30 protein-coding genes are annotated in these 17,354 nt (G+C 68.7%); 26 read left to right on the forward strand and 4 right to left on the reverse strand.

Features of this window, described 5'->3' with window-relative positions:
* Positions 1-144: 144 nt before the first annotated feature.
* From ACFVT5_RS40835 to ACFVT5_RS40845, 3 genes are all read right to left on the reverse strand, one after another.
* On the reverse strand, positions 145-1,488 hold the full coding sequence (locus ACFVT5_RS40835; protein WP_389899124.1) for a hypothetical protein: 1,344 nt from the start codon (positions 1,486-1,488) through the stop codon (positions 145-147).
* Positions 1,489-1,513: 25 nt separating this feature from the next.
* The gene (locus tag ACFVT5_RS40840) at positions 1,514-1,915 is read right to left on the reverse strand and encodes a hypothetical protein (protein ID WP_389899126.1); all 402 of its coding nucleotides are present in this window, start codon (positions 1,913-1,915) and stop codon (positions 1,514-1,516) included.
* A gap of 96 nt (positions 1,916-2,011) precedes the next feature.
* Positions 2,012-2,554: a helix-turn-helix domain-containing protein gene (locus tag ACFVT5_RS40845; RefSeq protein ID WP_389899128.1), complete on the reverse strand. Its 543-nt coding sequence runs from the start codon at positions 2,552-2,554 to the stop codon at positions 2,012-2,014.
* Positions 2,555-2,769: 215 nt separating this feature from the next.
* Here ACFVT5_RS40845 and ACFVT5_RS40850 point away from each other — a divergent pair, with 215 nt between their 5' ends.
* The 22 genes from ACFVT5_RS40850 (at position 2,770) to ACFVT5_RS40955 (ending at position 13,550) form a co-directional block, all read left to right on the forward strand.
* The gene (locus tag ACFVT5_RS40850) at positions 2,770-2,985 is read left to right on the forward strand and encodes a helix-turn-helix domain-containing protein (RefSeq protein ID WP_389899130.1); all 216 of its coding nucleotides are present in this window, start codon (positions 2,770-2,772) and stop codon (positions 2,983-2,985) included.
* On the forward strand, positions 2,982-3,254 hold the full coding sequence (locus ACFVT5_RS40855) for a hypothetical protein (RefSeq protein ID WP_389899131.1): 273 nt from the start codon (positions 2,982-2,984) through the stop codon (positions 3,252-3,254). Before ACFVT5_RS40850 ends, ACFVT5_RS40855 begins: the two co-directional genes overlap by 4 nt.
* A 108-nt stretch (positions 3,255-3,362) precedes the next feature.
* Positions 3,363-4,178, forward strand: a complete 816-nt coding sequence (locus ACFVT5_RS40860) for a BRO family protein (RefSeq protein ID WP_389899132.1) — start codon at positions 3,363-3,365, stop codon at positions 4,176-4,178.
* Positions 4,175-4,528, forward strand: a complete 354-nt coding sequence (locus ACFVT5_RS40865) for a hypothetical protein (RefSeq protein ID WP_389899133.1) — start codon at positions 4,175-4,177, stop codon at positions 4,526-4,528. Before ACFVT5_RS40860 ends, ACFVT5_RS40865 begins: the two co-directional genes overlap by 4 nt.
* Positions 4,525-4,938 carry a hypothetical protein gene (locus ACFVT5_RS40870; protein WP_389899134.1) on the forward strand — a complete coding sequence of 138 codons (414 nt, stop codon included), beginning with the start codon at positions 4,525-4,527 and terminating at the stop codon, positions 4,936-4,938. The genes ACFVT5_RS40865 and ACFVT5_RS40870 overlap by 4 nt, the downstream gene beginning before the upstream one ends.
* Positions 4,935-5,138, forward strand: a complete 204-nt coding sequence (locus ACFVT5_RS40875) for a hypothetical protein (RefSeq protein WP_389899135.1) — start codon at positions 4,935-4,937, stop codon at positions 5,136-5,138. The genes ACFVT5_RS40870 and ACFVT5_RS40875 overlap by 4 nt, the downstream gene beginning before the upstream one ends.
* A complete protein-coding gene (locus tag ACFVT5_RS40880) occupies positions 5,135-5,395 on the forward strand; it encodes a hypothetical protein (RefSeq protein WP_389899136.1) in 261 nt (86 codons plus the stop codon). The genes ACFVT5_RS40875 and ACFVT5_RS40880 overlap by 4 nt, the downstream gene beginning before the upstream one ends.
* Entirely contained in the window at positions 5,395-5,817 is a 423-nt protein-coding gene (locus ACFVT5_RS40885; protein WP_389899137.1) for a hypothetical protein, read from the forward strand. Before ACFVT5_RS40880 ends, ACFVT5_RS40885 begins: the two co-directional genes overlap by 1 nt.
* Positions 5,814-5,999 carry a hypothetical protein gene (locus ACFVT5_RS40890; protein WP_389899138.1) on the forward strand — a complete coding sequence of 62 codons (186 nt, stop codon included), beginning with the start codon at positions 5,814-5,816 and terminating at the stop codon, positions 5,997-5,999. Before ACFVT5_RS40885 ends, ACFVT5_RS40890 begins: the two co-directional genes overlap by 4 nt.
* 2 nt (positions 6,000-6,001) lie before the next feature.
* Positions 6,002-6,388: a hypothetical protein gene (locus ACFVT5_RS40895; RefSeq protein ID WP_389899139.1), complete on the forward strand. Its 387-nt coding sequence runs from the start codon at positions 6,002-6,004 to the stop codon at positions 6,386-6,388.
* 168 nt (positions 6,389-6,556) lie between these two features.
* Complete coding sequence (locus ACFVT5_RS40900) at positions 6,557-7,255, forward strand: exonuclease domain-containing protein (protein WP_389899141.1); 699 nt, start codon at positions 6,557-6,559, stop codon at positions 7,253-7,255.
* Positions 7,252-8,121: a PD-(D/E)XK nuclease-like domain-containing protein gene (locus ACFVT5_RS40905; protein ID WP_389899142.1), complete on the forward strand. Its 870-nt coding sequence runs from the start codon at positions 7,252-7,254 to the stop codon at positions 8,119-8,121. The genes ACFVT5_RS40900 and ACFVT5_RS40905 overlap by 4 nt, the downstream gene beginning before the upstream one ends.
* Complete coding sequence (locus ACFVT5_RS40910) at positions 8,114-8,953, forward strand: hypothetical protein (RefSeq protein WP_389899143.1); 840 nt, start codon at positions 8,114-8,116, stop codon at positions 8,951-8,953. Before ACFVT5_RS40905 ends, ACFVT5_RS40910 begins: the two co-directional genes overlap by 8 nt.
* Positions 8,954-9,021: 68 nt before the next feature.
* Positions 9,022-9,657, forward strand: a complete 636-nt coding sequence (locus tag ACFVT5_RS40915; RefSeq protein ID WP_389899144.1) for a hypothetical protein — start codon at positions 9,022-9,024, stop codon at positions 9,655-9,657.
* A gap of 69 nt (positions 9,658-9,726) precedes the next feature.
* Positions 9,727-10,002 carry a hypothetical protein gene (locus tag ACFVT5_RS40920; RefSeq protein WP_389899145.1) on the forward strand — a complete coding sequence of 92 codons (276 nt, stop codon included), beginning with the start codon at positions 9,727-9,729 and terminating at the stop codon, positions 10,000-10,002.
* Positions 9,999-10,394, forward strand: coding sequence for a hypothetical protein (locus ACFVT5_RS40925; RefSeq protein WP_389899146.1), 396 nt, complete (start codon positions 9,999-10,001; stop codon positions 10,392-10,394). Before ACFVT5_RS40920 ends, ACFVT5_RS40925 begins: the two co-directional genes overlap by 4 nt.
* Entirely contained in the window at positions 10,391-11,152 is a 762-nt protein-coding gene (locus ACFVT5_RS40930) for a hypothetical protein (RefSeq protein ID WP_389899147.1), read from the forward strand. The genes ACFVT5_RS40925 and ACFVT5_RS40930 overlap by 4 nt, the downstream gene beginning before the upstream one ends.
* Positions 11,149-11,496 (forward strand): hypothetical protein, encoded by a 348-nt coding sequence (locus ACFVT5_RS40935; protein WP_389899148.1) that lies wholly within the window; start codon positions 11,149-11,151, stop codon positions 11,494-11,496. Before ACFVT5_RS40930 ends, ACFVT5_RS40935 begins: the two co-directional genes overlap by 4 nt.
* A complete protein-coding gene (locus ACFVT5_RS40940; protein ID WP_389899149.1) occupies positions 11,493-12,404 on the forward strand; it encodes a hypothetical protein in 912 nt (303 codons plus the stop codon). Before ACFVT5_RS40935 ends, ACFVT5_RS40940 begins: the two co-directional genes overlap by 4 nt.
* The gene (locus tag ACFVT5_RS40945) at positions 12,401-12,874 is read left to right on the forward strand and encodes a helix-turn-helix domain-containing protein (protein WP_389899151.1); all 474 of its coding nucleotides are present in this window, start codon (positions 12,401-12,403) and stop codon (positions 12,872-12,874) included. Before ACFVT5_RS40940 ends, ACFVT5_RS40945 begins: the two co-directional genes overlap by 4 nt.
* Positions 12,871-13,293 (forward strand): hypothetical protein, encoded by a 423-nt coding sequence (locus ACFVT5_RS40950; RefSeq protein ID WP_389899153.1) that lies wholly within the window; start codon positions 12,871-12,873, stop codon positions 13,291-13,293. The genes ACFVT5_RS40945 and ACFVT5_RS40950 overlap by 4 nt, the downstream gene beginning before the upstream one ends.
* Positions 13,290-13,550, forward strand: a complete 261-nt coding sequence (locus tag ACFVT5_RS40955) for a hypothetical protein (protein WP_389899155.1) — start codon at positions 13,290-13,292, stop codon at positions 13,548-13,550. Before ACFVT5_RS40950 ends, ACFVT5_RS40955 begins: the two co-directional genes overlap by 4 nt.
* 65 nt (positions 13,551-13,615) lie before the next feature.
* On the opposite strand, the gene ACFVT5_RS40960 is transcribed toward ACFVT5_RS40955, so the two are convergent.
* Positions 13,616-13,789 carry a hypothetical protein gene (locus ACFVT5_RS40960; RefSeq protein WP_389899156.1) on the reverse strand — a complete coding sequence of 58 codons (174 nt, stop codon included), beginning with the start codon at positions 13,787-13,789 and terminating at the stop codon, positions 13,616-13,618.
* Positions 13,790-14,060: 271 nt separating this feature from the next.
* Here ACFVT5_RS40960 and ACFVT5_RS40965 point away from each other — a divergent pair, with 271 nt between their 5' ends.
* The 4 genes from ACFVT5_RS40965 to ACFVT5_RS40980 all read left to right on the forward strand — a co-directional run bounded on the left by ACFVT5_RS40965 (position 14,061) and on the right by ACFVT5_RS40980 (position 17,346).
* Entirely contained in the window at positions 14,061-14,993 is a 933-nt protein-coding gene (locus tag ACFVT5_RS40965) for a MarR family transcriptional regulator (protein ID WP_389899158.1), read from the forward strand.
* A gap of 16 nt (positions 14,994-15,009) precedes the next feature.
* On the forward strand, positions 15,010-16,341 hold the full coding sequence (gene dnaB, locus ACFVT5_RS40970) for a replicative DNA helicase (protein WP_389899160.1): 1,332 nt from the start codon (positions 15,010-15,012) through the stop codon (positions 16,339-16,341).
* Positions 16,338-16,571, forward strand: coding sequence for a hypothetical protein (locus ACFVT5_RS40975; RefSeq protein ID WP_389899162.1), 234 nt, complete (start codon positions 16,338-16,340; stop codon positions 16,569-16,571). The genes dnaB and ACFVT5_RS40975 overlap by 4 nt, the downstream gene beginning before the upstream one ends.
* A gap of 262 nt (positions 16,572-16,833) precedes the next feature.
* A complete protein-coding gene (locus tag ACFVT5_RS40980; protein ID WP_389899163.1) occupies positions 16,834-17,346 on the forward strand; it encodes a DUF4326 domain-containing protein in 513 nt (170 codons plus the stop codon).
* Positions 17,347-17,354: the final 8 nt, after the last annotated feature.

The following is a 17,354-nucleotide window of genomic DNA, read 5'->3' on the forward strand; positions in this document are numbered from 1 at the left end:
CTGCCCTTACAAGGCAGATGTCGGCGGTTCGAAACCGTCCGCGCCCACCCGGTGAGACCTGCACCGGAGCCCCGCATCAAGATCAATGCGGGGCTCCGGGTAGATCATTTAGGAGATATTCGGGAGATCAACTCCGGGTTGATCTCATACCGAGCCCCGCCCCGCCACCTGCCGCCCACGGACCCACCGGGCCTCCAGACGGTCCAGCCTATGCCGTCGCATCTCAGGCGTGACGTGCTCGTATGTCCCCTCAATATCCTTCGGCACCCACCCCATAGTCAAGAAGCGAAGCGCCCGGTCCACCCCATCGTCCTTCATCCACGTGTCATGCGTATGCCGCGCACCGCGCATCGTAAAGTCGGGCAGGATCGGCTCCCAGGCCGCCCGCGGCTTGTGACCCTTGGCGCCGGGATAGGCATCACGCCCGTTAGCCGCCGGACGCAGGACCCGCCCGAAATTCCCCCGCCGCCAATACGGACCGTCCGGCGTCGAGAACGGATACTCGTGCGGCCACTCCTCAATGTGCTCCTCCAGAAGCCGCACCAAGAACGGCGGCACGTCCGCCTCCCGCGCGCTGTACTTGTTCTTCGGCGGACCGAGGTACACCTTCACCACGGCCTTCGGCTCCTTGCGCCGCTTCGCCTTCCAGCCCTTCGCCACACAGGCTGCGAGCCGCGCATCCTCCGCCGCCCGCCACGCCCGGAGTTCCTCGTCGCCCAGCTCGAACTCATCCTCGTGCAGCGAGCCGACAAGCGGGTCGATCCTCAGGACGTGACGGACAAACGGCTTACCGTCGATCCTGTCAGTCCGCTTCAACAGACAGTTGTCCCGGTGCAGCCCAGTCAGCTCGCCCCACCGCAAGCCCATGTAGCAGTCCGTGAGAACCATCAGGCCGTGCACACCGCCGAGCCGCTCGTACAGCCGGAACGCCTCATCCGGCTGCGCCCACACCTCTTCTTCCTCTTCCGCCTGATGATCCGCACCGACGAGGATCCGCCGCCCGTACAGCTTGTTCGCAGTGATGTACCCGGCATCCTCCGCGCCGCTGAGGATCGTGCTCAACAGGCTCCGGGCCTGACCAATCGTGCTCGGGTCGTGCCGACCGTGCGGCTTAGCTGCGCGCGTCGCCCAGCCCTTCACCGTGAACACGTTGTTCACCTCAACGAGCGGCGTGTGCTCGAACGCAGGTAGCAGGATCTGGTCCAGCAGGTGCCTGCGCTTCGTCAGGGTCCCCGGCCGCGGCTTGTTCGCCGCCTTCCAGATCTCGACCCAATCGCCGAACTTCGTCAGCGCCTTCTCCGGGTCGATCCAGGTGCCGGCGCGGATCGCCGCTTCCTGTTGATTTCCCCAGTCCTCGGCGAGCTTCTTGGTCGGAAATCCCGGTTCCGACCCCCATGTGCCGTCAGGTTTCTTGTACCGGGCCCGCCAGGTGTACTGCTTGGTCTGCTTCCCGTTCTTGACCTTGAAGACCTTTTCCGCGTAGGCCACGACCGCGCCCCCTCATGTCCCCTGGTCAGACTGCGTCGTGCAGTGACTGTGTTTCGTCGGGGACACGATGCCAGTGGGGGGATCGCTCGGTCAGCTTTCGGGAGATGACGGCCGCCGCGCGCTCGGTGATGATGTCGGCGTCAACGGTGTACAGAATCGATTCTGCGCGATCATCAAGGTGGATTGCACACACCTCGGGCAGGTCGGGCTCACGAATGATCAAGACGGGCACGAGGTGCCCTTGCGGCATCTCCGGCGGCCGTGGCAACCACCGGCGGGCCTGGTCCGTCACCGCTTGCGCAAAGTACTTCGCGCCCTCTTCCGTTATGTCTTTCTCGTGGAACACGAACTCGCAGCCGTCATCCAGATCGACGATGTACGGCTCGAAGTAATGCCCATCCTCGCGCCTCACCTGCATGCTCAACATGCTTACCCCCACTTCGAGCGGAGCCCCCCCTCGGTGGTCCCAGCATGTAAGCACACTTTGTGACGAGGCACGCCGTATGCGTGAAAACGATCTTAGCTAGGTTGCTGGCGGGGTTTTCCCGTCTCCCGCCAGGCTCTGGAGGTGACGGCGAGTCTTACGCCACTGCTTCATCATCTCCTCCATCTCCTCCGGCGTTATGTCAGACGCACCCTTCAGGACCACGATGACCCGGGCATCGGACTGCTCCGGGCCGAGATGGAGCACCGCACTCTCCAGAGTCTCGCCCTGCCGGAGTTCCAGCTCAACAGCGGCCGGCAGCCCCGATCCGGCAGGCTCTGCGGGTGTCACCTCGCGCTCGGGCGCCGCGCTCGGGGCGGTGGGTACGCGCTCGGGCTCTCCGCCGCCGAGGACACGGGTGATCGAGTCTTCAGTCCAGCCGACGAGGCGTGCGTAGCTCCGCATGGTCCCGGTGACCTTGATCGGCGGTTTGCCGCCGACGTGGCCGCGTTCGATGGTCTGGACGGTGGTACGGGTGACGCCGATTCGTTCGGCGACCTGGTCTTGAGAGAGGCCGATCGCCTCGCGCGCTTCCGCGAATGCGCGGCCCAGCCGTGCCCAGCGGTCTCGATCTCGGTCCATGTCTCCACATCATGCACTACTCCCATGCAACCGCGTAGCTCGGATTGAGCCTTTTGACCTGCACTTTGGCTCACAAACGGAGCCCTTGGGTTGCATGCGACGCATGGAACTTCCCGGGCAGTAGGGCCGTATGGGGCAATCTGAAGCTAAGAAAAAGAGCCTCAACGTAGCCACAGGGCTTGCCTGACGTAGCCCCAGAGGCTAAGTTTCAGAGCGTGAGACCGCACGGAGACTACATCCGCCTCAGAAGGCAAGCTCTGAAAATGAGCCTCGGCACGGTGTCAGCCCTTACCGGCATCAACAAGGGCCACCTCTCCCGCGTAGAACGCGGGCTCGCCGGACTCGGCGACGACTACACCCACCTGCTCGCGGAGGTACTCGACGTGCCCCCCATCGACATCACCCATGACACCCCCAAGGAGAAGACGTGAGCGCCCCCAGGGCCAAGGACGAGATGCGGGACAACCTCCCGGCGCCAAGCACGCCGGAGGGCGAGCTTTTCCACTACACGCCGGCCGAGGCCGCGTACTACCTGCCGTTCTCCCCGCGGAAGCTCCGTGAGATGGCCTACCTCTGGGAGATCCCCCACGTGAACAACGGCAACCGTGTCTGGTTCTCGGGCTTGAACATTCGGGCGATCACTGCCCAGTTCACCCGCGAGCCGTTCATCGCGCCGAAGCCCGTCAAGACCGCCGCCTAGGGCGGCCAAGCCCCAACCGCCGGTGACTCGCCAGAAACCGGCAGCCGGGGCCTCGCGGCTCAGCCGCGCGATCCACCCCCAGAACCTCAAAGAACAGGAGTGGACCTGATGACCATGGTCCCATCCCCGAGCACCCCGCTGGTGTTCACCTTCCCGGAGACCGCACAGCACGTGCGGTCCGTGATGATCGACGGCGAGCCGTGGTTCGTCGGTAAGGACGCCTGCGACGCCGTAGGCATCAGCAAGTACCGCGACGCTCTCGTCCAGCTCGACGAAGACGAAAGGGTGTCCGCCGCCGTGGACACCCCCGGTGGCGCCCAGCAGATGGTGCTCGTGTCCGAGCCCGGCGTATACGCCCTCCTGCTGATCTCCCGCTCGCCGCGAGCGAAGAGCTTTCGTCGCTGGCTGACCCACGAGGTCATTCCCTCCCTCCGACGGACGGGTTCGTACTCGATTGAGCCGCCTGCCCCGCGCCTCCCGGACCTGACGACGCCGCAGGGCGTCCTCGCTCTCGCGCAGGAGTTCACGCGGACCGCCGAGCAGTTGGTGGAAGCGGACCGGAAGTTGAAGGAGCTGGAGCCGAAGGCTCTGGCTCACGACACGCTGATGGCCGCACAGGACGGTGACCGGCTGGTCCGGCAGGCCGCGAAGGAGATCGGCTGGCGAGAGACGGACCTTCGCGGGTTCCTTCTCGACGAGAAGCTGATCTACCGGCGGCAGCGGACTTGCGGCGGCTGGGAGTACGACTTCTACGCGTCGCACCGTGAGTGCTTCAACTCAGTCGAGAAGGTCGTCGAGCACACGTGGGGTTCGTGCGCCCACTACACCCTGCACATCACGCCGCGTGGGCTGTCCTTCATCCAGATGCGCGTCTCGAAGCGCCAGGTCGCCATGCGCGCCGCGATCGAGGGCGGTGCCCGATGACCGACTCCCTCAAGATCGCAGAGATCCTTGACCGTGCCGCTGATCATATCGAGTCGGTCGGCTGGTTCCAGGGCGAGTTGTACGACAGGTACACGGACCCCAGTAGGCCCTTGGCTGCGTGCCGGGTGTGCGCGCTGGGTGCGATCAACGTGGCCCTGCATGGGAGCCCTCAGTTCCCTGTTGGCCGCACTCTTGGGGGCGTCGATGCCCACGAGGTCGCCGAGTACGTCGAGCGCGGCTTCGAGAACACCGAGTTGGCGTCCTGGAACGACGAGTCGGGTCGCACGCAGGACGACGTGACGGCCGCATTCCGTGGCACGGCTGCCGAACTTCGTGGCGGTGCAGTGTGAACGCCGACGAGTTCAACGCCCGCTTCCCGGTCGGTACCCCGGTCCTCGCTTACCCCGGTGCCCGCCCGGAGGACGACCAGAACGCCGAGCGGCTGGTCACCCGTACCCGCAGCGAGGCCCAGGTGCTCGGCGGTCACACCGACGTCGTATGGGTCGACGGACACGGCGCCTGCATCGCCCTCACCCACGTCGACCCGTTGCCGCTCTGGGGTGGCGGCCCGGAGGCACACGCCGCCCGCAACGTGCCGCAGAACCCGAACCCGCTGTGTCGGGACTTCCAGCCGAAGCCGGAGCCGTCCGAGTTCTGGTGCGCAAACTGCGGCTGGAACGAGCCGATGCACGACGACGAGACAACGCGAGCCGCTATCGCCGAGGCGTTGAAGTGCCTGCCGACAGGGGTGGCCCGGTGACCCGCCCGATCCGCGACTTGGACGTGCCGCTGTCGACTCTGCGGGAGCAGATGGCCGACCTGATCGCCCGCCAGAGCAAGGCCGTCTCTGAGGACGTGGCCGTGGGCCGCCTCCGCTGGTTGCTCGCCCACCCGGAGCCCGCCTCCGACCCCGACGCGACCCCCGCCTTCCCCACCCCGACCGCCAAGGAGGCGTCATGACTGCCACGGCTTCCCCCTTCCAACTCGACGCCGCCCTGTCGGACGCCCGCACACAGTTGGCGGTCGCCCAGGCCACGAACATCCACGACCACCACGCGCTCATCCGCTCCCACACCGCCCTGAAGCGGTCCCTCGACCGGGTCCTGTGGACCCTCGACACGGACGACGAGCCGGACATCGCCGCCGAGGTCGACGCCGAGGGCGGCATCACCCGCCCCGCGTACCGCTACTACCAGCGCGGCGAGGCGGTGGCGTGATGGCGATCTACGAGCCCCTGCCCGTCCGCCCCCGGAAGGCATCCGCATCCCGGCGGCGGAGGAACACGACCCGACTGCCGTACCGGCTGGCGAAGCTCGCCCCCGGCGCCGTCACCATCCTGCTCGTCTCGACATGGACGGACGCGAAGGGCCCGACAGAGCGCACGTTCCTCGCGACAGCCCGCGACGCCACCGGAGCAAAGGTCCAGCTTCCCCCCGGCGGCTCCCGCGACATCGCCGCCCTCGTACAGGGCGCGTTCCCCGGAGCCGACTGGGACCGCAACCAGACCTGGCACGCAGACGGCAACCACCTCACCACCCTCGCCGCCAAGCCCCGCTGGGCAACCGACCCCGGCTTCATCGCCTCCGTGCAGGCCCGACTCATCGACATCCCCGACGACTTCATGGGGAACGGGCGATGACCGCGCCGGAGGTGATCGCGGTCGGGATCGGCCTGATTGCCGCCGGACTCCTCACCGCCACCTACCACCCGACGCCCGACCCCGAGACGGCCGTCGCCTGCGACGACTGCCCCGGACACCCCGACTGCCCCTGCGCCGACGGACGCACCGACCCGAACCACTGCACCTGCGTTGGGAGCTGAGCATGAGCACCATCACCGCTACGAGATCGACCGGCAAGCACACCGCCACCTACTTCGAACAGCGGGAACGCGATGCCCACGCCGTGCTGGTACGCGGATGCCAAGACGCCATCCTCGTCGCCCAACTCCAGGCCGAGAACGCTGCGCTGAAGGTCCGGGTCAAGGAGTACGGCGACAAGGTGATCCGCGCCGGGGCCGAACACCAGCGGCTGAGGCAGGCCGTCATCAACGCCCGCCCCCGCATCACCACAGTGCCCACCGCGCTGGTTCGCCCGTACTCGCCGGTCGTCGTCCTGCCCTACGTGCCGCCGGTCCCGCACCGCGACACCAGCAACGACACGACACAGGCGCTCCCCATCCTCGACCAGCCCGCCCACCAGGCCGCCTGAACCCGCCGCCGCGCCGGATGACACCGGCCGGCGCGGCGGCACCCAACAACCACAGACCGGCGGCGCGTCGAGACCCCCGACTCCGCGCCGCCCCCAGGGCCTCGATTCCCGGAGCACCCCCCGCCTGGGGATCGAGGCCCCCAATCACTGCACCCGAAAGCGAGAATCATGAGTACCGAAAGCACCACAAAGCCCGCGCCGCTACTGGTGTGGGTCGACACGGAAACCACGGGCCTGGACCCGTTCATGCACGACGCGTGGGAGTACGCGCTGATCGTCCGCCGCGACGGCCGGGACGAAGAGCACGTCTACCGCATCAAGCCCGATCTCACCAACGCCACCCCCAAGGCGCTGGAAATCAACCGCTACCACGAGCGGACCAGCGCACCCAACTGGACGTGGGACGACCCGCACACTGCGGCGACCCGCATGTACAACCTCCTCAACGGCGCCGTCCTCATCGGCTCCAACCCCAGCTTCGACGCCGACATGATCCGCAACCTGTTCGCCCGCTACTACAACGTGGCGAAGCCCTGGCACTACCGGACACTCGACATCGCCACACTGGCCGCTGGCCACCTGTACGGGCAGGCCGAGCGGATGACGCACCACACGTGCGACGCCGTCCACTACAGCAAGGTCGACGCCGCCCTCGGCTGGCCCTGGCGCTCCTACCGTGCCTCCGAACTCGTCGGCGTACCACGCCCATCAGGCGACGTCGCACACACGGCGCTCGGCGACGCAAGGTGGGCCCGCGACGTATGGGATGCCGTCACCCAGCCCGACGCGTTCTACACGGCCACCGACGAGCAGCTCGGCGCCATGGCCGGCGAGGCGCTCTCCCGGTTCCACGGCGGTGCCCAGTGACCGTCGCGGTGGAGGTCGAAGCCCCGGAGATCGTTGACGGCCTGTCGGCCGAGGACTACCACGCGGACCGCACATCGGTGTCGTCGACCGGCCTGCGGAAGCTCCTCGCCCCTGGCTGCCCCGCCCAGTTCAAGTACGACCGCGACCACCCGCAGCCGTCGAAGCGAGAGTTCGACCTCGGCAACGCCGTCCACACCGCAGTGCTGGGGGAGGGGCACGACATCGTCACCCTCGACTACCCGGACTGGAAGAAGGCCGAAGCCCGCCAGAAGCGGGATGCCACCTACGCAGCGGGCAAGGTGCCGCTCCTACCGAAGGAGAAGTCCCAGGTCGACGAGATGGCCGACGCCATGCGCAAGCACCCCGACGCCGGACCCCTGCTCGCACCCGGTATGGGCATCCCGGAACGGTCGATCTACTGGACCGACCCGACCACCGGGGTCCGATGCCGGGTTCGCCCGGACTGGCTGATCATCCGCCCCGAAGTCACGGTCATCGTCGACGTGAAGACCACAACCGATGCCAGCCCCGAGGCATGCAGTAAGGCCATCGAGTCCTACAGCTACCACCAGCAGGGCGCCCTCTACATCGACGGCGTCCAGGCCGCGGGACTGGCTCCGGAGGGCGCGCGGTTCTTCTTCGCCTTCCAGTCCAAGAAGGCTCCATACCTCGTCACGGTCCGCGAACTCGGCGACCAGGACCAGGACATCGGCCGCGCCCGCAACGAACGCGCCCTCCGTATCTACCGGGACTGCGAGTCCACCGGCGTCTGGCCCGACTGGACCGGACCCGTCGCCACCATCCCCCAGCTCGGCCTTCCGACCTGGGCCGCCATCCGACAGTTCGAGGAGTACATCGGTGAGTAACGAGATCGCCACCCGCGACGAGCAGCAGGTTGTCGCCGTCCCGCAGCAGGCCAACCAGCCGGCCGAGTCGAGCCTCCAAAAGTGGGCGCAGGAGGCGTCCGCCATCTCCGGCATCGCCAACGCCATCGCCGGAACCTCGCTCGCCGGCGCTTACCGGAACGACCGCGACGCCATCGTTGCCGTCATCCTCGCCGGGCACGAAGTCGGCCTGAAGCCGATGACGTCCCTCAAGAGCATCGACGTCATCCAGGGGCAGCCCGCGCTGCGGGCCCACGCGATGCGCGCCATTGTCCTCAAGGCTGGCCACGAGATCGAACTCGTCGAGTCCGACGCCCGGCACTGCATCATGCGAGGCCGCCGCAAGGGCGCCGAAGCGTGGCAGACCGTCGAGTGGGACATGCCGCGCGCCGCGCAGATGAAGCTCACCGACAAGACTGAGTGGAAGAAGCAGCCGAAGACGATGCTGATCGCCCGCGCCACGGGCGAGATCTGCCGCCTCGTCGCCGCCGACGCCCTGCACGGCATGCCCTACGTCGCCGAGGAACTCGGCGGCTACGTCCACGGCGAGATCGTCCAGCCGAAGCAGGCGCCGCTTTCCGTCGCAGCCCTCACCGCGCCGGCCCCCGAGCCGCAGCCGGACGCCTCGAACGTCGTCGACGTCGACACCGACGACGACCACGCCGCCGCCGTCCAGGAACTCAGGGAATTCGGCGTCGAGCGGGGCATCGCCTCGGACATCGACCAGCTCGCCTATGAGGCCCTCGGCGCCCCGCTGGAACACGTCTCCGCGGGCGCCATCCGTGACCTCACCGCCAAACTCCGCGCCGCCTGACCAACCCCCGACGCCGCCCCGCCCGCCGGTAACAGGCGGGGCGGCCTCCCAAGAGGAGACCACAAGTCATGACGATCAACCACAGGGACGAGGCGGAGAAGCACCTCGCCACGGCCGCCCACCACCTCACCGAAGAACCGGCCGACATGCGGATCGCCGAGGTCGCCGCGTGGATCGGGCAGGGGCACGCCGCGCTCACGCGGAACGAGGAGCACGCGGCCACAACCGCCGACCTGCGAGACGCGATCACCCTGCTGCGCCGCCGCGAGTACGCAACCCGCGAGGCCGTTTCGGCGCACATCGCAAAGGGACTGGCCAGCAGGGAGAGGAACCGCTGGAGTGCAGCACGCTCCCTCGCCCAAGCTCTCGACGAGGCCGAAGCCAACATGGACGACCTCATCGACGCCCGACTGTCCGACGGCGGATGGGACCCACGCTCCGCCTGGAAGGCCGTCGCGTCCGCCGTCCCCGCCGACGACCCGTGGACGCCGACCCCCGACATCACCGCCGAGGTCCCGGAGCGCGTCCGCCGAGTCCTCGTCGAGTACCTCGCCGCCGCACTCCTCAGCAAGGGGGACGCCCAGGGCGTGGGTCAGACGATCATCTTCGCCCTGAAGCGCGCGGGCGCCGACCTCACCGGCGACATCGAGAAGCAGATCACCAGCATCACCCTCGGCCCCGACCCGTCCGACCCGCCGTTCTGACCCGACCCGAATCGGGGGCTGACGCGGCCCGAACCTGCGTCAGCCCCCGGGACTAGGAGACCACAGCCCATGACAGGACCCGAGCACTACACCGAAGCCGAGCGCCATCTGAGCGCTGCCAGCTATCTCAACCGCCCCGGCGGGCGGCCCGTCGACCCCGCCGCAGCAGCTCACCAACTCGCGATGGCGCAGGCGCACGCCACCCTCGCTCTCGCCGCCGCAACCGCCATGGGCGCCCCCGTCGAGGACGACCTCGCCGGACTGACCGTCGAAGAGCACGACGCCTGGTACGCGGTCGCGGGCACCAAGCCGGGCGCCAGCATCACCGAGGAGGCGACCCGATGAAGGCCCTCACCATCCGGCAGCCCTGGGTGGGCGCGATCGCCCACCAGACGAAGCGGGTCGAGAACCGCACCTGGAAGCTCCCCGCAAAGCACGAGCGCACCCGCATCCTCATCCACGCCGCAGCCAAGCCCGACCTCAACGCGACGGTCTACGGCGACCACCTCGACGTGTACAGCGCGATCGTCGCCGTCGCCACGATCACCGGCAGCCACTGGTCCGACGACGGCCGCTGCTGCGGACCGTGGGGCGAGGAGGGCGTCTACCACTGGGGCCTCGCCGACGTGATCGCCCTCCCGGAGCCCGTGGCCGCCAAGGGCGCGCTCGGGTTCTGGACGCCGGACGGCGACGTGCTCGCCGCCGTCGAGACGCGGCTCTTGGCGGTGGCACGGTGACCCGCTACTGGAAGACCCGGACGCCCACCCTGTACGGCTACGCCCTGCCCATCGCCGAGCCGGGCAAGAACATGTGGCAGCCGTCGTCCGCGATCCGCCGCGCCGAGAACGCCGTCCACGAACGCCGCCTCGCCCGCCGCTACGTCCAACTCGCACCCGGCACCCTCGTCATCTGGGAGCGCACCCCCTGGCAGGTCGTCGCAGTCGACGAACGACCCGACGACCTGTGGGGCGACAAGTACGAGGACGAGTTCGCCCACCACCTCAAGGTGTGGGAGAACCGGGGCGTCGGCGACAAGCCCGAGCGGCACACATGGCGAGGCCGCCCCATCGCCGTCCAGATCATCCCCGTCGCCGACCCCAAGGCCGACCCGATCCACCTGATCGCGCCCGGCCACCATCAGTGGGATGTGCTCCCCAAGCACTACGCCGTGTGCGTCGCCTGCGGCGAACTCCCGCCCTGCCGCCACGAGACCGCCGAAAAGCAAGCGGATCTGATCGCCGCCCGCAACGACGTCCTCATGGACATCCCGCCGGGCCACTGCCTCGGCTGCGGCGAGTACGTCACCACCCGGCAGAAGGCCACGCGCTTCCCCGGACCCAACCTGTGGCGCCCCGACCTCCCCGAGAACTCCGCCGTCTTCCACACCCGACAGGAGTGCTCCGGCGAAGTCGATCGCTACCGCCGCCAGTGGGAAGCGCGCGGCAACAACGACCCCCAGCCCAGCCTCTTCGCCGACGAGGAGAACGCCTCATGACCGCCACCGTGCAGCCTGCCCTCGACGGCAGCGTGCCGACCGCCCCCGTATCGACGGCCCGGCGCCAGGCCGAGGACTACGAGACGTGGATCGCCGAAGTCTGGCCCGCGTACATAGCCGCCGCCGCAACCGGCCGCACCTTCACCACCTACGAGATCGCCGACGAGAACAACCTCCCCAACCCGCCCAGCCCGCAGGCCCACTGGGGACGCCTGATGACGCTCCTCAAGGACGAGGGCTACATCCGCACCGCCGGATGGGCCTGCACCAACCGGCCCACCGCCCACCACAGCGGAGTCAGGACCTGGAAAGGCACCGCCGCGGCGAGGAGGGCCGCCGCATGACCACCGCCGCCTGCCAGCACACCCAGGAAGCCATGCCCACTGCGGCCAAGCCGCTCCCGCCGCACGGAACCCTGTCCCGGCACAAGTACCACAAGTGCAAGTGCCACGAGTGTGTCGACAACTACAGGGCCTACCAGCGCAACCGTCACCGCAAGCAGGGCTACGGCACCTGGCAGCCCCTAGTCGACGCCGAACCCATCCGCCAACACCTCCTCAGGCTGCGCGAACAGGGCATCGCCTTCACCCGCGTCGCCGAAATCGCCGGTCTCCACCCGCCCACCGTTGGTGCCTTCCTCTACGGCCTCGGGCCCAAGCGGCCCCGCAAGAAGCGCGCCACCCCGGAGATCGCGGCGAAGATCCTCGCCGTCACCGCCGAAACCGCGACCCCCAACATCGTCAATTCCACCGGCACGCGGCGCCGCATTCAGGCCCTTGCCGTCAACGGCTGGCCCATGAAAGCCCTCGGCCCCCACATCGGCGTCAACCCCGCCACCGTGTGCCGACTGGCCCTACAGGCCCGCGTGTTCCGCGCCACCGCCGAAGCCGTCGCCGCCTGCTACCTCAAGCTCGCCGGCGAGAACCCGGAAGCACACGGTATCTCCGCGTCCGTTGCCGAACGGTCCCGCCGACACGCCGCACGCGAAGGCTGGCACGACCCGCTGTGGTGGGAAGACATGGGGCGCATCGACGACCCCGACTTCGACCCAGCCGCGGCCGACCGCGAACCCGGCGCCCGCGAACTAGCCGCCCTCCGCCGCGAAGAGATCGAACACCTCGCCTGGTGCGGCCACACCCCGGAGCAGATCCGCGCCCGGCTCGACAACGAGGTCTCCATCTCCACCGTCCGCCAGATCGTCCACGAATGGCGCACCGGGGAGAAGCGGCAGCGGAAGCAGGTGGCCGCGTGAACAGGCTCAGCGCCGACAAGCGGCAACAGATCGTGGCCCTCCTTCAGGCCGGGCACAGTGACCTCGGGATACAGCGCCGTGTGGGCGTCAGCCGCGCAACCGCCAACCGCTACCGCAAGCAGCTCGGCCTCCCCGGCTACCGCACAACCGAGTCCAGCCCCGCCTGCCGTCACGGACACCCGTTCCCCGAGAACGCGGCCCGCGACAACAACGGTTGGCTCTACTGCCGCGAATGCCGGCGGGCCTGCGCACGCGCCCGCTACCAGCCCGCACAACCCGACGAGATCGCCATCGTCCGCGCCGTCGCCGGAGACCCGCCCGACCGGCTCACGCCCCGAGAACGGACCGCAGCCATCGTCCGCCTGGAGGTCCGGAGCCTCTCGGCCCGTGTGATCGCGGAACGCGTCCACTGCAACCCGCGCACCGTCCACCGGGCCCGCAGCGAGTCCCGAGAGGTCGTGGCCGCATGAAGATCCCCGCAGGCGTCGAGGCCATGCTGCGCGAAGGTCGCACCAACCAGGACATCGCCGCCCGCGCCCACACCTCCCACCGGAAGGTCGCACAACACCGCGCCGACCTCGGCCTGCCCAAATGCCAAGGCGCCCCACCGGCATCCACCGCAGCCGAAGCGTTCGCAGCCCGCACCCGGCCAACCCCCGACGGACACCTCGACTGGACCGGCACGTTCCTCGCCAGCGTCCCGAGCCTCCACGTCGAAGGCCGCCAAACCAGCGCCCGCCGACTCGCGTTCCGGCTCCGCTACGGCCGCGAACCCGTCGGCAACGTCCTCCCCGGCTGCGGCTACAGCGCCTGCGTCCACCCCGACCACATCGAAGACAAACCCATGCGCCAGCAGTACGCCGCGATCTTCGGGGAGGGCGTCGCATGAGGAACCGGTACGCCTCCCGCAAGGCCGAGACCGCGGTCATCCACGACGACGGCACCCGCCACTGCGCCTGGTGCGGCGACCACCTCGACCCCGTCGACTGGTGCGGCCAATGCACCCCAGACACCCCGTGCACCACCAGCGGAGGCCCACACCGGCGGCTCCGGAAGCGCGCCGACGCCGCCTTCTGCGACGCCGGATGCCGCACCGCCTACCAGCGCGACACCGGCCCTCAAATCGCCTCACACCGCTACCGATAGCCCGCTGGCCCGCACACGACAAAGCCCCGCCACACGGCGGGGCCTGGAGAGGAGAAGACGTGACGTCAGTCGGAGGCGGACTCGCGCAGCCGGCGCTTGTGGGCGGCGATCTCGCGGTTGATGTAGACGCGCAGGTCAGCGGCGCGCGACAGGCCCTTGGCCTTGCACACCTCGCCGTAGGCGGTCCACGTCTCCTCGTCCACGCGGATCACGCGGCCGGGCGTCCCCTTCGTCGTCATGCGCACAGAGTAGCTGACCGTGCAGTGACTAGGCACCCTGCCATGTTCAAGTGCCCCTCGAATGCATCTCGGGTGCACGGGCACCTTGGGGTAGGATCGACCCATGCGAACCACGGCAATCGGGGCCGGGTGCCGCCATAGGGCAAGCACGCCCAAAGCCCTACGGAACTCCACCAATCCCCGAAAGAAGGAAGCACGTGGCCCCCAACACCAAGCCGCCGACGCGTACCGACGGGCCGGGCGCGGCTGCTCGTCAGACGGCGGTGCAGTGATGGGGATCAAGCGCGTCGTCGACGTCCTCCTGCGCGCACCGAAGGACCTGACCGCAGCCGAGCGGATGGTCCTAGTCGCCATCGGCGAGAACGTCCGGGACGGCGACCCGAGCCGCATGACGTGGCCCGACTTCAACATCCACACGCTGGCCGAGCGGACAGGGCTAACCGGCAAGGGCAGCCTGAAGTCCGCCTTGCAGCGGCTCGCGGCACGCGGCCTGGAGGTCCGCGTGCCGATCACGGAGGGCAAGGACGGCCGTCCCGTTTTCGCGCTTCCCGGAACGCAGTGCCGCTACCGGTTCCCTGCCGTCCTCGAAGGGGAGGTCACAACCTCCCCTAACGACGAGGAAGGGGAGGACAGGACCTCGCCAGGGGAGGTCACAACCTCCCCTATGGGGAGGCCACAGCCTCGCCAGGGGAGGTCAGGACCTCCCCCTACCCCTCCCCCCTCTACCCCTCCCCCCTCCAAGGGGGCCGAGGAAGAGGAAGAGCCCGCGGGTCCACTTCGAGAAGCGGGCCAGCAGCAGCAACACGAAGACCGGCTCGCTGCTGCTGCTGAGTTCCTCGAACGGCTCCCAGAGCCATGGACCATCGGCCCCGTCTCGGCCCGGGCCACAGCCCCAGACCTCATCTCGATGATCGACAGGCAGGGATGGGACCTCGACGCAGACCTCATCACGAAACTCACCGAACGGCCCGGCGGGATCACCAGCTACCCGACGATCCTCCGGATCCGGATCCGAGACCTCCCTAAGCGGATCAAGCCCGCCCCAAGGAAGCCGTCCGCCCCGCTGTCGCCCTGGTGCGGCGAATGCGCCGACGGAGCCAAGGCCGCCGCCCGCGAAGGCAACTTGCGCCTGATCTACGACGACCACGGCCACGCCCGACCCTGCCCCAAGTGCCACCCATCCCAGACCGCCCACGCGGCCTGACCCGAACGGAGAACCCATGGAAGACGAGAACTTCGAGCGCGTCCCCCCGCAGGACACCGCGGCCGAACAATGCGTACTCGGCGGAATGCTCCTGTCGAAGCGGGCCATCGCCGAAGTCATCGACGTCCTCGACGCCGAAGACTTCTACCGCCCCGCGCACGAAACCGTATTCCGCGCCGTCCTCGACCTGTATGGCAAGAACGAGCCGGCCGACCCGATCACCGTCTCCAACTACCTGCGGGAACTCGGCGTGCTGACCAAGGTCGGCGGTTCCGCCTACATCAACCAGCTCGTCCAGTCCGTGCCCACCGCGGCGAACGCCGAGTACTACGCCGAGATCGTCCACGGCTGCGCCGTCCGCCGGCGCATCGTCGAAGCCGGAATCCGCATCACCAACATCGGATACGCCGGAGAAGGCGAAGCGCACGAGGCCGCCGATGCCGCCCAGGCCGAGGTCAACGCAATCACGAAGTCCCGCGAGGAGACAGACTCGGCACTCCTCGGCGACGACCTGGACGCTGTCGTCGCCGAACTGGAGAAGCTTCAGGCCGAAGGCCGTGACGCTGGGCTCGGTACTGGCTTCGCCGACCTAGACGCCCTCACCCACGGCCTCCATGGCGGCCAGATGATCATCATTGCGGGGCGGCCCGGACTCGGTAAATCAACCCTCGGCGTCGACATCCTCCGCGCCTGCTCCATCCGCTACGGCCTCCCAGCCGCGTTCTTCAGCCTCGAAATGGCGCGCCGCGAAGTACAGCACCGCATCATCTCCGCCGAAGCCCGCATCGGACTTCACAAGATCCGTGGCGGAGCCATGACCGACTTCGACTGGGCCGCCTTCGCCAACCACGCCGAGAAGCTCGCCGCAGCCCCCCTCACCATCGACGCAACCCCCAACCGGACCGTCAACCAAATCAAGGCCCGCTGCCGCCAGATCAAGCAGACCGACGGACTCGCCCTCGTCGTCGTCGACTACCTGCAACTCCTCAACTCCGCAGGCCGCCGCGCCGAAAACCGGCAGGTCGAAGTCTCCGAGATGAGCCGCCAGATCAAACTCATGGCGAAGGAACTCGACGTCCCCGTCATCGTCCTGTGCCAACTGAACCGCGGCCCCGAGCAGCGCACCGACAAGAAGCCGATGCTCGCTGACCTCCGCGAGTCCGGATCCCTCGAACAGGACGCCGACCTCGTCATCCTCGTCCACCGTGAAGACGCCTACGACAAGGAGTCCGCACGATCCGGCGAAGCCGACCTGATCGTCGCCAAGCACCGCGCCGGCCCCACCGCCGAGATCACCGTCGCGGCACAACTGCACTACAGCCGCTTCGCGGACATGGCCCACACATGACCGGCCAGTTCAAGGCGGAAGACCTTGCCGCCGTCCGGCGTGAGGGATCCCTCACGGACCTCTTCGCCCACCTCACCGGCAAGCCGCTCCCCGAACCCGAGCCAGAGGTCCAGGACGAGCCGCTCGGCTACCACATAGCCCGCCCCGGAGCCTGGCCCTGCGGAACCGCCGCATCCGGCCCAACTCCGGCCCCGGTCTGCACGAACTGCGTGGAAGTGGGTGACGCCTGATGCCCGCCGCCAGGGACCGGTGTGCCCCAAGTTCGCGCCCTCGCGGCCGCGTTCCCGCAGGTCAGGGGCGGTGTGCGGCGTGTGGCCGGCGGCTCCGGAATCCGTCGCCGTCGGGTCTGGGTCCGGTGTGTGCGCGTCGTCTCGGCGTGGCCCCGGAACGGGCGGCGGCCCGCGCGTCGCCTCCGGCCGTGCCCGTCCCGCATATCCCGGGGCAGACCGAAATCCCGCTGACGGAACTGCAACCCACCCTCTGGAGCCTGTAATGACCCACCAATCCACGACGGCCACTGTCCGGTGCCGCTGCATCTGCCCTAACGGCTGCAACTGCGGGTGCACATGCCTTGCTGCGATCGAACTGCGAGCCGAGCAGAAGGCCCGTCGCGACGCGAACGGCGGCCCCATCCGCATCCAACGCCGCCGCACCCCCGGGTGGCGTAAGCCCGAAGGTGCCGTGTACGTCGGCCGACCCACTCGCTTCGCCAACCCGGCCCGCATCGTGCGCGCCGACCGTGGCCTCACCATCCAGTGGGGTGCCACCGGCCGCAGCGTCGGCACGTATCCCGCCGACGGGGTCGAGGCCCGCCGGTACGCCACCGAGCTTTACCGGTCGTGGCTTGACCTGCCCGAGCAGGCCGATACCTGCGCCCTGTTCCGCGCGCTGCTCCACGGCCGGGACCTCACCTGCTGGTGCCCGCTGCCAGCCCCCGGCGAGCCGGATCACTGCCATGCGGCAGTTCTTCTCGAACTCGCGTCCGGCATCGCCGACACCGCCTGACGCGCATC

Source organism: Streptomyces sp. NPDC058001 (assembly GCF_042886315.1).
Taxonomy (GTDB): Bacteria; Actinomycetota; Actinomycetes; order Streptomycetales; family Streptomycetaceae; genus Streptomyces.

Excerpts from the sequence above, each read along its gene's own strand:
- ACFVT5_RS40840 (WP_389899126.1), bottom strand. The coding sequence starts at position 1,915 with ATGTTGAGCATGCAGGTGAGGCGCGAGGATGGGCATTACTTCGAGCCG.
- ACFVT5_RS40845 (WP_389899128.1), bottom strand. The coding sequence starts at position 2,554 with ATGGACCGAGATCGAGACCGCTGGGCACGGCTGGGCCGCGCATTCGCG.
- ACFVT5_RS40860 (WP_389899132.1), top strand. The coding sequence starts at position 3,363 with ATGACCATGGTCCCATCCCCGAGCACCCCGCTGGTGTTCACCTTCCCG.
- ACFVT5_RS40865 (WP_389899133.1), top strand. The coding sequence starts at position 4,175 with ATGACCGACTCCCTCAAGATCGCAGAGATCCTTGACCGTGCCGCTGAT.
- ACFVT5_RS40880 (WP_389899136.1), top strand. The coding sequence starts at position 5,135 with ATGACTGCCACGGCTTCCCCCTTCCAACTCGACGCCGCCCTGTCGGAC.
- ACFVT5_RS40885 (WP_389899137.1), top strand. The coding sequence starts at position 5,395 with ATGGCGATCTACGAGCCCCTGCCCGTCCGCCCCCGGAAGGCATCCGCA.
- ACFVT5_RS40890 (WP_389899138.1), top strand. The coding sequence starts at position 5,814 with ATGACCGCGCCGGAGGTGATCGCGGTCGGGATCGGCCTGATTGCCGCC.
- ACFVT5_RS40895 (WP_389899139.1), top strand. The coding sequence starts at position 6,002 with ATGAGCACCATCACCGCTACGAGATCGACCGGCAAGCACACCGCCACC.
- ACFVT5_RS40900 (WP_389899141.1), top strand. The coding sequence starts at position 6,557 with ATGAGTACCGAAAGCACCACAAAGCCCGCGCCGCTACTGGTGTGGGTC.
- ACFVT5_RS40915 (WP_389899144.1), top strand. The coding sequence starts at position 9,022 with ATGACGATCAACCACAGGGACGAGGCGGAGAAGCACCTCGCCACGGCC.
- ACFVT5_RS40920 (WP_389899145.1), top strand. The coding sequence starts at position 9,727 with ATGACAGGACCCGAGCACTACACCGAAGCCGAGCGCCATCTGAGCGCT.
- ACFVT5_RS40925 (WP_389899146.1), top strand. The coding sequence starts at position 9,999 with ATGAAGGCCCTCACCATCCGGCAGCCCTGGGTGGGCGCGATCGCCCAC.
- ACFVT5_RS40935 (WP_389899148.1), top strand. The coding sequence starts at position 11,149 with ATGACCGCCACCGTGCAGCCTGCCCTCGACGGCAGCGTGCCGACCGCC.
- ACFVT5_RS40940 (WP_389899149.1), top strand. The coding sequence starts at position 11,493 with ATGACCACCGCCGCCTGCCAGCACACCCAGGAAGCCATGCCCACTGCG.
- ACFVT5_RS40950 (WP_389899153.1), top strand. The coding sequence starts at position 12,871 with ATGAAGATCCCCGCAGGCGTCGAGGCCATGCTGCGCGAAGGTCGCACC.
- ACFVT5_RS40955 (WP_389899155.1), top strand. The coding sequence starts at position 13,290 with ATGAGGAACCGGTACGCCTCCCGCAAGGCCGAGACCGCGGTCATCCAC.
- ACFVT5_RS40960 (WP_389899156.1), bottom strand. The coding sequence starts at position 13,789 with ATGACGACGAAGGGGACGCCCGGCCGCGTGATCCGCGTGGACGAGGAG.
- ACFVT5_RS40965 (WP_389899158.1), top strand. The coding sequence starts at position 14,061 with ATGGGGATCAAGCGCGTCGTCGACGTCCTCCTGCGCGCACCGAAGGAC.
- dnaB (WP_389899160.1), top strand. The coding sequence starts at position 15,010 with ATGGAAGACGAGAACTTCGAGCGCGTCCCCCCGCAGGACACCGCGGCC.
- ACFVT5_RS40975 (WP_389899162.1), top strand. The coding sequence starts at position 16,338 with ATGACCGGCCAGTTCAAGGCGGAAGACCTTGCCGCCGTCCGGCGTGAG.
- ACFVT5_RS40980 (WP_389899163.1), top strand. The coding sequence starts at position 16,834 with ATGACCCACCAATCCACGACGGCCACTGTCCGGTGCCGCTGCATCTGC.